Source organism: Kribbia dieselivorans NBRC 106261 (genome assembly GCF_001552435.1).
In the GTDB taxonomy this organism is placed as follows: Bacteria; Actinomycetota; Actinomycetes; order Actinomycetales; family Dermatophilaceae; genus Kribbia; species Kribbia dieselivorans.
The window spans coordinates 1-9,570 of the sequence record NZ_BCRE01000207.1 but is presented as its reverse complement, the minus strand read 5'-3'; the positions used below and the strand labels follow the sequence as shown (position 1 = coordinate 9,570).

At 70.0% G+C, this 9,570-nt stretch carries 9 protein-coding genes; 8 read left to right on the top strand and 1 reads right to left on the bottom strand.

All coding sequences use genetic code 11. From position 1 onward, the window contains the following. Nucleotides 1-20: 20 nt before the first annotated feature. Entirely contained in the window at nucleotides 21-269 is a 249-nt protein-coding gene (locus tag KD1_RS14355) for a WhiB family transcriptional regulator (RefSeq protein ID WP_068403045.1), read from the bottom strand. Nucleotides 270-511: 242 nt separating this feature from the next. Here KD1_RS14355 and KD1_RS14350 point away from each other — a divergent pair, with 242 nt between their 5' ends. The 8 genes from KD1_RS14350 (at nucleotide 512) to KD1_RS14315 (ending at nucleotide 9,477) form a co-directional block, all read left to right on the top strand. After that, nucleotides 512-1,015 carry a hypothetical protein gene (locus KD1_RS14350; RefSeq protein ID WP_068403043.1) on the top strand — a complete coding sequence of 168 codons (504 nt, stop codon included), beginning with the start codon at nucleotides 512-514 and terminating at the stop codon, nucleotides 1,013-1,015. Between the two features lie 89 nt (nucleotides 1,016-1,104). Next, complete coding sequence (locus tag KD1_RS14345; RefSeq protein ID WP_083542501.1) at nucleotides 1,105-2,520, top strand: ammonium transporter; 1,416 nt, start codon at nucleotides 1,105-1,107, stop codon at nucleotides 2,518-2,520. Then, nucleotides 2,517-2,855, top strand: a complete 339-nt coding sequence (locus tag KD1_RS14340; RefSeq protein ID WP_068403041.1) for a P-II family nitrogen regulator — start codon at nucleotides 2,517-2,519, stop codon at nucleotides 2,853-2,855. The genes KD1_RS14345 and KD1_RS14340 overlap by 4 nt, the downstream gene beginning before the upstream one ends. 1 nt (nucleotide 2,856) lies before the next feature. Continuing rightward, nucleotides 2,857-5,280: a [protein-PII] uridylyltransferase gene (locus tag KD1_RS14335; RefSeq protein ID WP_068403039.1), complete on the top strand. Its 2,424-nt coding sequence runs from the start codon at nucleotides 2,857-2,859 to the stop codon at nucleotides 5,278-5,280. Between the two features lie 58 nt (nucleotides 5,281-5,338). Beyond that, nucleotides 5,339-6,943, top strand: coding sequence for a signal recognition particle protein (ffh, locus tag KD1_RS14330; protein ID WP_068403048.1), 1,605 nt, complete (start codon nucleotides 5,339-5,341; stop codon nucleotides 6,941-6,943). A 2-nt stretch (nucleotides 6,944-6,945) separates the two neighbouring features. Beyond that, nucleotides 6,946-7,791: an alpha/beta fold hydrolase gene (locus tag KD1_RS14325; protein ID WP_068403037.1), complete on the top strand. Its 846-nt coding sequence runs from the start codon at nucleotides 6,946-6,948 to the stop codon at nucleotides 7,789-7,791. A gap of 52 nt (nucleotides 7,792-7,843) precedes the next feature. Further along, entirely contained in the window at nucleotides 7,844-8,344 is a 501-nt protein-coding gene (locus KD1_RS14320; protein ID WP_068403035.1) for a hypothetical protein, read from the top strand. A 41-nt stretch (nucleotides 8,345-8,385) separates the two neighbouring features. Next, complete coding sequence (locus KD1_RS14315; protein ID WP_068403033.1) at nucleotides 8,386-9,477, top strand: amidohydrolase family protein; 1,092 nt, start codon at nucleotides 8,386-8,388, stop codon at nucleotides 9,475-9,477. Nucleotides 9,478-9,570 lie beyond the last annotated feature (93 nt).

Below are 9,570 nucleotides of genomic sequence, written 5' to 3'. Positions count from 1 at the left end.
AGCCGGGCCGGCGGGGCGGCTCAGCCCGCGCGTCGGGCCCGGGCGTTTCGGCGCTTGAGCGCTCGTCGCTCGTCCTCGGACATGCCACCCCAGACTCCGGCATCCTGGCCGGACTCCAAGGCCCACTTCAGGCAGGTGTCGATGACCTCGCAGCGGCGGCACACGGCCTTCGCCTCCTCGATCTGCATGATGGCCGGGCCAGTGTTGCCGATCGGGAAGAAGAGCTCCGGGTCCTCCTCCAAGCAGGCAGCGCGATCGCGCCAATCCATGTGGTGTTTCTCCTTGGTCGTGGATGGGGGGACACGGCCCGGAGGGCTGGTGGACTAAGGCGGGCCGTGATGACGCGCCTTCGCGTCGCACCGTGCCTGTCGGCAGACAGGCACAAACGTCCATTTTGCTTGATTGAGGGCTCAACGTCTAGGGGGTGGTCCAGATCATTCTGACCTTTTCGGTTTCCGGCCGCCAGAGGTTGGGCGAAAAAAGTCGCATCGTGGTCGGCTAGCGTGAGGCCGTGACCGACTCGACTCCCGTCCCGCAGCCCCAGCCGACCGACGCTCCGGTGCCTCTGTCGAGGGCCGCCCGGATCGCGGGAACCGTCTGCGCCCTGGAGACCGTGGCCGGCCTGGCGCTGATCGTCGTCTACGTCATCGGCCTGGTCGGGCACCGGGAGACCAGCCTGTTCGTGTCGCTGAGTTCCCTGCTGTTGTTGGTGATCTTCACCGTCACGTGGGCGCTGATGACCGTGCAGTGGTGGCGCGGCGAGACCTGGCCGCGGATGCTCACCCTCGTGTTCAACCTGCTCCTGCTCCCACTGTCGTGGACGATCGTCCAGTCCATGTCCGCGGTCGCCGGCGAGGTCGTGGCCGTCGTCGCCGTCGTCGGGGTGGTGGCCTCGGCCATGGCGCCCGGACGTGAGGACCCGAGCGAGGACCAGAGTGAGAACCCGAGCGACGATCGGAGTGCGGACCCGAGCGAGAACCCGAGCGGTGACACCTCGGGGAATGTGGGCATTTAACACAACCGACACACGATTCGGTCGGATCGTAACCGCGACGAAACGCGCTCGATCCCACCGCGAAAAAGCAGCCGTGGACAGTACGGCGCATGGAAACCGCACTCGACACGGGCACCACCGCGTGGATGCTCATCAGCGCTTCACTCGTCCTGCTGATGACGCCGGCCCTTTCGCTGTTCTACGGCGGAATGGTTCGGACGAAGTCAGTTCTCAACATGATGATGATGTCGTTCGGCGCGCTCGGCGTCGTCGGCGTCATCTACGTCCTGTGGGGCTACTCGATGTCCTACGGCTCGACGGACATCCTCGGCGTCTTCGCCTCCCCGTTCGACCACTTCGCCCTGCACGGTCTGCTCGCCGACGCGGGCGGTGAGTGGGTCATCAACTCCTTGGGCTACCCCGAGGCGGTCAACGTGGCGTTCCAGGCGACGTTCGCGATCATCACCGTCGCCCTGATCAGCGGTGCCATCGCCGACCGCGCCCGCTTCGGCACCTGGCTGGTCTTCTCGGCCCTCTGGGTCACGCTGGCCTACTTCCCGCTGGCCCACATGGTCTGGGGCGGTGGCCTGCTGTCGGCCGACGGCCCGATCGCCAAGATCGCCACCCCGATCGACTTCGCCGGCGGCACGGTCGTGCACATCAACGCCGGTATGGCCGGTCTGGTCCTGGCCCTGATCGTCGGCACCCGCGTCGGCTTCGGCAAGGTGGCCATGCGACCGCACAACCTGCCGTTAGTCATGCTCGGTGCCGGTCTGCTGTGGTTCGGCTGGTTCGGCTTCAACGCCGGCTCCGCCTTGGCCGCCGACGGCAACGCCGGTCTGGCGTGGATCAACACCCTGGTCGCCACCTCCGCCGGCATCCTCGGCTGGCTCGTCACCGAGCGGATCCGTTCGGGGCACGCCACGAGCCTCGGCGCTGCCTCCGGCATCGTCGCGGGTCTGGTCGCCGTCACCCCGGCCGCCGGTTCGATCTCCCCGCTCGGGGCGATCCTGCTGGGCCTGGTCGCCGGCGGTCTGTGTGCCGTCGCCGTCGAGTGGAAGTTCCGCCTCGGCTACGACGACTCCCTCGATGTCGTCGGTGTCCACCTCGTCGCCGGCCTGTGGGGCACGATCGCCATCGGCTTCCTGGCCACCGGCTCGGGTCTGTTCTACGGCCACGGCGGAGCGCAGTTGCTCGCCCAGGTCCTGGCCGCGGCCATCGCCCTGGCGTTCACCGCGGTCATCACCACCGTCATCGGTCTGGCCCTGAAGTACACGATGGGCTGGCGCATCAGCGAGGAGGACGAGCGTCTGGGCATCGACCAGATCGCCCACGCCGAGTCCGCCTACGACATCTCCGGCACCAGCGGTCTGATCGTCGGCGCCTCGGATCCGTCGATGATCCCCGTCGCACCCACCCCCGCCGGCCACCCGACCCTCGCCACCACCACTGCCATTTCCACCGCCGCCAATTCCACCGCTGCCGACACCCCGGCCGACCCCACCCGCGAGGAGTCCCGCGCATGAAGCTCATCACCGCCATCATCAAGCCGCACCAGGTCGAGGTCGTGCGCGCCGCGCTCGAGGAGTTCGGCATCAGCGGCCTGACCGTCAGCGAGGCCCGGGGCTACGGCCGGCAGAAGGGCCACAGCGAGGTCTACCGCGGTGCCGAGTACACCGTCGACTTCGTGCCCAAGGCCCGCATCGAGGTGCTCGTCGAGGACGGTGAGGACTACCGGATCGTCGACGCGATCGTCGCCGCGGCCCGCACCGGACGCATCGGTGACGGCAAGGTCTGGGTCACCTCCGTCGACGAGGTGGTCCGCGTGCGCACCGGCGAGCGCGGAGAGGCAGCGGTGTGACATGACTGCCGACCTGGCCGGCCTGCGGGTCGGAGCCGGCGCCTGGGATCTCTCGGTCCCCGGCGCCGGTCGGGCGGCCCGGCGCCGCCACACCGACGCGACCCTGGCCGTGCTGGGCGAGCACTTCCGCGACGTCGTCGGGTCCGCGCAGGATGGCGTGGCCCTGGCCGTCGTCGGCTCCCTCGCTCGGGGGGAGGCCGGTCCGCACTCCGACCTCGATCTCGTGCTGCTGCATGACCCGCGGCTGATCACCACGACGCGCCTCGACGAGCTCGCCGACCGGCTCTGGTACCCCCTCTGGGATGCCGGTATCGCTCTCGACCACAGTGTCCGATCCCCGGCGGGCTGTCGCGAGGTGGCCGCCACCGATCTCCCCGCGATGATGGGGCTGCTCGACCTGCAGCACGTCGCCGGGGACCCCACCCCCGTGGCCGCGGCCCGCTCCACGGTGGGGCACGACTGGCGACGCGCGGCCCGGACCCGCCTCGACGACCTGCTGAACCTCGCGCTCGCGCGCCACGAGCGCCACGGGGAGCTCAGCCAACTGCTCGACCCCGACCTCAAGGAAGCCCGCGGCGGGCTGCGCGACGCGACCGTCATGCGCGGGCTGACCGCCTCGTGGCTGGCCGACCGCACCCACGGCGATGTCGAGGCTGCCATCGAGCGGTTGCTCGACGTGCGTGACGCGGTGCACCTGGTCACCGGCCGCGGCCGCGACCGCCTGCTGCGCGAGGACCACGACGACGTCGCGCTCCTCCTCGGACTGCCCGACGCCGACGCGCTCATGGTCGAGGTGTCCCTCGCCGGCCGGGCCGTCGCCGCCGCGCTGGCGGCGACGATGCGCCGGGCCCGGCAGAGCAACGGAGCGCGGTTGCTCACCGGGCGGATGCGCCGCCCGGTGCTCGTGCCCTTGGGCCACGGCGTGTTCGAGAGCGCCGGAGAGGCGGTGCTGGCCCCGGACCGGTCTGCCACCTCGGCCTCGGCCACCGGTCAGTCCGGCGGGTTCGCCGCCGACGCGCACACCCCACTGCGCACCGCCCTCGTCGCGGCCCAGCACCACCTGCCGCTCTCGCCGACCACGGCCCGCAACCTGGCCACGTGCCCCGACCTGCCGACGCCGTGGCCCGAGGATGCCCGGTCCATGCTCACCGACCTGCTCGCCGCGGGTGACGCCCTGCTGCCGGTGTGGGAATCCCTGGACTTGGCCGGCGTGATCGAACCGTGGCTGCCGGAGTGGGCCATCGTGCGGGGTCGCCCGCAGCGTAGTCCGATCCACCGCCACACGGTCGAGCGTCACCTGCTCACGACCGTGATCGAGGCATCGCGCCTGGTGCGCTCGGTCGCCCGACCCGATCTCCTGCTGCTGGCCGCGTTGCTGCACGACATCGGCAAGTTCCCCGGCGCCCCCGACCATTCGGCCGCCGGTGCCCGTATTGCGGGTCGGATCCTCGCTCGGCTGGGGTACGACGATCGCGACACCACCGCGGTGGTGGCCCTGGTGCGCGACCATCTGCGACTGGCCGAATTGGCCACGACCCAGGACATCGCCGCGCCGGGCACCATCGGCCGAGCCATCGCCCTGGTCGACGGGAGTCGCGAGATGCTCGAGTTGCTGCTGGCCCTGACGATCGCCGACGGTAGCGCGGTGGGTCCGGCGGCGTGGAGCTCCGGGCGAGCGGCGCTGATCACCGGGCTGGCCGACCTCGTGCGCGATCGTCTGCCGCACGACGGCGGACCCGACCTCGTGGCCCTGCCCTCCGGTGGGCGTGCAGCGCTGCGCGCGTTGGCGGTGCTGCCCACCAGCGGCCAGGCTCCGGGGGTGGGCTCCGCACCCCGCCCGGGACCGGACGTCGAACCGTCCATCCTCGTGGAGATCGAGACCTCCCCGGCGACCGGTGGCTACGTCGTGACCGTTTGCGGCCCGGACCGTCTCGGTCTGTTCGCCGACGTCGCCGGTGCGCTGGCCCTGGAGCGGCTCTCGGTGCGGCGTGCCCTGCTGCACACGCAGGACGGCGTGGCCTGTGACCAGTGGTGGGTTTCCTCGGTCAGCGGCGAAGCGCCCGGCGCCGACCGGATCCGTCGGCGGATCGAGGGCTCCGCCGGGACCGCGCGCAGACTGCGCATCCCGGCACATGCGGCGCGACTGCCGGCCACGGTGATCGAGCACCCCGCCGCAAGTGTGGGGTGGACGGTGCTGGAGGTGCGTGCCGACGATCGCGACGGATTGTTGCGCGACCTGGGCGAACACCTCTCCCGCCGTCGGATCGCCGTGCACGCCGCCCGGGTGGCGACCCACGCCGGGCAGGCCAGTGACGTGCTGTGGCTCAGCGATGCCCAGGGGCAGCCGCTGGCGGCCGACGAGGTCGCGCGTCTGCGGATCGACCTGCCCCGCGTGGCCGACCTGGGGATCCGCGGCGGTCCCTGATCCGGCCTCGCCACCCAGTGTTTCGGAGGTCGGCCTGCCCAACGGATAGGCTGTGTCGGTGTTCTCCAGCCTTTCCGACCGCCTGACCGCGACGTTCTCGAACATTCGCGGCAAGGGCAAGCTCACCGAATCCGACATCAACGCGACCATCCGCGACATCCGGATGGCGCTGCTCGATGCCGACGTCGCGCTGCCGGTGGTCAAGGAGTTCACCCGCGGCATCCGCGAACGCGCCCTCGGCGCGGAGGTGAGCAAGGCCCTCAACCCGGGCCAGCAGGTCGTCAAGATCGTCAACGAGGAGCTCGTCGAGATCCTCGGTGGCGAGACCCGCACCATCCAGTTCGCCAAGAGCCCGCCGACGATCATCATGCTCGCCGGTCTGCAGGGTGCCGGCAAGACGACGCTGGCGGGCAAGCTGGCGTACTGGCTCAAGGAGCAGGGCCACACCCCGATGCTCGTGGCCTGTGACCTGCAGCGGCCGAACGCCGTGACGCAGTTGGAGGTCGTCGGTGAGCGCGCCGGCGTGCCCGTGTTTGCGCCGGAGCGCGGCAACATGGGTGGCCATGACGCCGTGGGTGCCGATGGCCAGGGAACTCGCTCGTACGGCGATCCGGTCGAGGTCGCGATGCGCGGCGTCGAGGAGGCCGTGCGCCGCCAGCACGATGTCGTCATCGTCGACACCGCCGGTCGCCTGGCGGTCGACGAGGACCTCATGGCCCAGGCCGCGCAGATCCGCGAGGTGCTGCAGCCCGAGGAGGTGCTGTTCGTCATCGACGCGATGATCGGACAGGCCGCCGTCGAGACCGCCTTGGCCTTCCAGAAGGGTGTCGACTTCACCGGCGTCGTGCTGACCAAGCTCGACGGTGACGCCCGCGGTGGTGCTGCGCTGTCGGTGGCCAAGGTCACGGGCCGGCCGATCATGTTCTCCTCCACCGGTGAGGGTGTGAAGGACTTCGAGGTCTTCCACCCCGATCGGATGGCCTCGCGCATCCTCGACATGGGTGACATCCTCACGCTCATCGAGCAGGCCGAGCGGGCGTTCGACCGCGAGCAGGCCGAGGAAATGTCGCGCAAGTTCCTCGCCGCCGAGGACTTCACGTTCAACGACTTCCTCCAGCAACTCTCGGCCATCAAGAAGATGGGCTCGCTGAAGTCGATGCTCAAGATGATGCCGGGTATGCAGCAGATGTCCGCCCAGCTCGACAGCCTCGACGAGCGCGAGTTTGACCGGGTCGAGGCGATCGTCCGTTCGATGACCCCCTTCGAGCGCGACCACCCGAAGGTCATCAACGGCTCGCGGCGCGCGCGTATCGCCAAGGGTTCCGGTGTCACGGTCTCCGAGGTCAACCAACTGCTCGAGCGGTTCGGTGAGGCCCAGAAGATGATGAAGCAGATGGCCAAGGGCGGCGGGATGCCCGGGATGCCGGGCATGCCCGGCTCGGGCCGCAAGGGTCGCCAGCCCAAGCAGGTCAAGAAGAAGGGCAAGTCGGGCAACCCCGCCAAGCGCGCCGCCGAGGAGAAGGCGATGGCCGAGAAGGCCGCCGGCCGCGGCTCCGGTGGCGGTGCCGGATCGGCGTTCGGCGCCGGCCCGGGTGCCGGTGGCATGCCCGATCTCGACCCGAGCCAGCTGCCGAAGGGCTTCGAGAAGTTCCTCGGTAAGTGACCATGTCGTCCCCGGCCGCTGCGCCCGCGACCGTGCCGACCGAGGGCGGCCGGCTGTACACCCGCACACTGGGGGAGTCCGGACCCCGGATCGCGTTCCTGCACGGCGTCCTGGGGCAGGGCCGCAACTGGACCACGATCGCCAAGGCGCTGGTCGCGGGCGGTCGCCGCGCGACGCTCATCGACCTGCCCAATCACGGTCGCTCGCCGTGGACGGCGGAGTTCTCCCATCGAGACATGACCGACGCCGTCGCGGCCGAACTGGCCGCGCTGGCACCGGGGGAGCAGTGGGCCATCGTGGGCCATTCCATGGGTGGCAAGGTCGCGATGATGGTCGCCCTGCGATTCCCGGAGTTGGTCGAGCGGCTCGTGGTCGTCGATGTCGCGCCCATGTCCTACGGCTCGGTCGAGCGCGGGTTCACCTCCATCATGGAGGGCATGCACCGGGTCGACCTCGGCCCCACCACAACGCGCGAGTCCGCCGAGGAGTCGCTGCGACCGTGGATCGGCAGTCCTACCGTTCGGGCCTTCGTGCTGCAGAACCTGCGTCGTGACCCCAACGGCGGCTGGATGTGGCAGCTCAACCTCGACCTCCTGCGCCACAACCTCGGACCGCTGGGTGGCTGGGATATTGCGGATGTGGGGCCGTACGAGGGTCCCGTCCTGTGGCTGACCGGCTCCGACTCGGAGTACGTGAACGACGACGCCGTGCCGGCCATGCGGGCGCTGTTCCCGCGGACACAGCGCATCACGGTCAAGAACGCCGGCCATTGGGTGCACTCCGAGCAGCCGGAGGTCACGCTGGCTGCGCTGGAGCGGTTCCTGCCCCACGAGGGGCCGAGCCATTAACCGCGAGGCAGCCAGGCCGGGTTTCCGTGGGGCACTTTGGCTTTCGATCGGGGTGTACCTGGTCATCGTGGCGGCGGCAGCGTGGGGGCTGCGCGGCGCGGAGCGCGTGCCGATCCACTTCGGTGTCGACGGCTCTCCTGACGGGTGGGCCACCCCTCGGGTTGCGCTCGGGCTCTCGCTGCTGGTGCCGCTGTTGGTGATCTGGTTGCCGCTGCTCTCCCGACTGGCCATCTCGTTCCCGAGCGCGATCAACATCAACGCCCGCGACAAGGCGTGGTGGGTGGCGACCGGCCCGCGCCTGGCGCGGTTCGAGCGACTGTTGCGCGAGCAGTTGATGGCCTGCGTCGCAGCGGTCCTGCTGCTGGTCTTCGTGCCGGCGGTGGCGCTGATGTGGTGGGTCGGCGCCGGCGGGTCGCCCTCGAGCGGTGCCGGGTCGACCAGGTTCATCACTGCGCTGTTCATCACGTCCACGGTGGTGTTCGTGGCAGCGATGATCTGGTGGACCGTGCACCTGACGCGCCTGTTCCGGCGGCGCCCTGCCGACCTGTCATGACCCCCGCATCCGGTCTCTGACAGTCCGATAGGGTTCGCCGCATGGCAACGGTGCTTCATGTGACTGGTCAGGTGCTCGTCGGCCCCGCGGAGGTGCGCGACGAGGTGTGGGTCATCGACGGCAAGGTGACGTTCACGGCTCCCGGTTCCGGGCACGACGTGCAGACCGTCAGCGGCTGGGCGATTCCCGGACTCGTCGACGCCCATTGCCACGTCGGCCTCGACAGCCATGGGGCGGTTGACCAGGCCACGGCCGAGGCACAGGCCACCATGGACCGAGACCACGGCACGCTGCTCATCCGCGATGCCGGATCGCCGTCCGACACGCACTGGATCGACGAGCGCGACGACCTGCCGAAAATCATCCGGGCCGGTCGGCACATCGCCCGTCCCAAGCGGTACCAGCGCAACTTCGCCCACGAGGTCGAGCCGGAGCAGCTCGTCTCCCGGGTGCGCGCGGAGGCCCGTGCGGGCGACGGGTGGGTGAAGTTGGTCGGTGACTGGATCGACCGCAGCGTCGGTGACCTGGCCACGTGCTGGCCGGTCGACGCGCTCACCGAAGCCATCGCCGCCGCCCATGAGGAGGGCGCTCGCGTGACCGCGCACTGCTTCGCCGAGGAGTCGCTGCGCGACTTTGCGGCGGCAGGCACGGACTGCATCGAACACGCGACGGGCCTGCTTCCGGACACGATCGAGACCTTCGCCAAGCAGCAGATCGCCATTGTGCCGACCATGGTCAACATCGCCACGTTCCCGAGCATCGCGGCGCCGGCTCAGGAGAAGTTCCCCGAGTACCACAAACACATGCTCGACCTGCACGCTCGCCGCCTGACGACGATCGCGGACGCCAAGGACGCTGGTGTGCCGATCTACGTCGGCACCGACGCGGGAGGGTCGTTGCCGCACGGACTCGTTGCCGAAGAATGCGCTGAGTTGGTCAAGTGCGGTTTCAGCCCGCTCGAGGCACTCGACGCCGCCACCTGGTCGGCTCGCGAATGGCTGGGTCGCCCCGGGCTCGTGGAGGGCGCGGACGCCGACCTCGTCGTCTACGCCGCCGACCCACGTCAGGACGTCGAAGTGCTCGCCCACCCGCAGCAGATCGTCCTGCGCGGCCGACCCGTCCTGGCCGTCTGAAGGCCCACCTCCGCCGGGGGAGAGGCGAGTAGGCAGAGTTCTCCTATGAAATCGGGGCGTGGTCATGGACGGCTCCGGTTGAGGCCGGGTCGT